At 62.2% G+C, this 878-nt stretch carries 1 protein-coding gene; it reads left to right on the top strand.

Going from position 1 to position 878, the window contains the following annotated elements; translation table 11 throughout:
* Positions 1-878 (top strand): autotransporter outer membrane beta-barrel domain-containing protein (locus ACXJ7R_RS34655; protein WP_457155727.1); only part of this gene is annotated, 878 nt, incomplete at both ends.

Raw genomic sequence — 878 nt, 5'->3', positions numbered from 1 at the left:
ACCTTGCCGACGGGGTCCTGTTCAGCGGCATGGGCGCCAACGGCACCGTCACCGACACCGACCTCGCTGCCGGCGGCAAGAGCCAGAACTTCACTGGCTTCGACAATTTTTCGGCCAACGCCTCCACGCTCCGCTTCAGCGGTGGCACGCAAGGCATCAACCAGCTCAATCTTGGCAACGGCTCGACGCTTTTCATCAACGGCAACGTCAACATGCCAGGTTCGATCATCGCGACGAATTCAACGCTGTTCATCAACGGCAACCTCACCATGTCTGGTCCGATCATAGCGACAAATTCGCTGATTGACATGACGGACGGCGTCGCCAACGACGTGCTGAGGCTCGGCGGCCTCACCCTCAACGGCGCCCGCATCGGCCTCGACATCAACCAGCAGACGGTGCAGTCGGATCAACTCGTTGCCAACCCGTTTTCGGCCACCGGCGCCAACACCATCATCGTCAATCTGCTGGGCACGCCGCAATTCGCCCAGGCGACCGATATCCCGCTCATCGTCTCGACCAGCGGGCCGATTGCCGGAACCTTCGACGTCAAAGGCATTCCCGGCACGCCGGGTTCTCTTTTCACCTATGAAATCGTAGCTGGCCCGAATGGCTTGTTCCTGCGCGCCACGCCAGCCAATTTCGGTATTGCCGCGGCGCCCACCAGCGCCACCAACGCCGGCGCGGTCACGGTGGCGATCGACGCCCTCTACGGCATAAACCGTGATGCGATCGATGCTGACCTCAACCTCTCGCCCGCAACCGGGGGGGCAATGGTGCCGGTTTCGTCCAGCTTCGGCGTCTTCGCCTCCGGCCAGTTCGCCCATACCGAGCATGACGGCTACGACATCAGTGGCGGTGGTTTGAATGGCCCCGGC

Source organism: Mesorhizobium sp. P5_C1, from assembly GCF_054049815.1.
The sequence above is the reverse complement of the archived record's forward strand: the minus strand, read 5'-3'. Positions and strand labels throughout refer to the sequence as shown.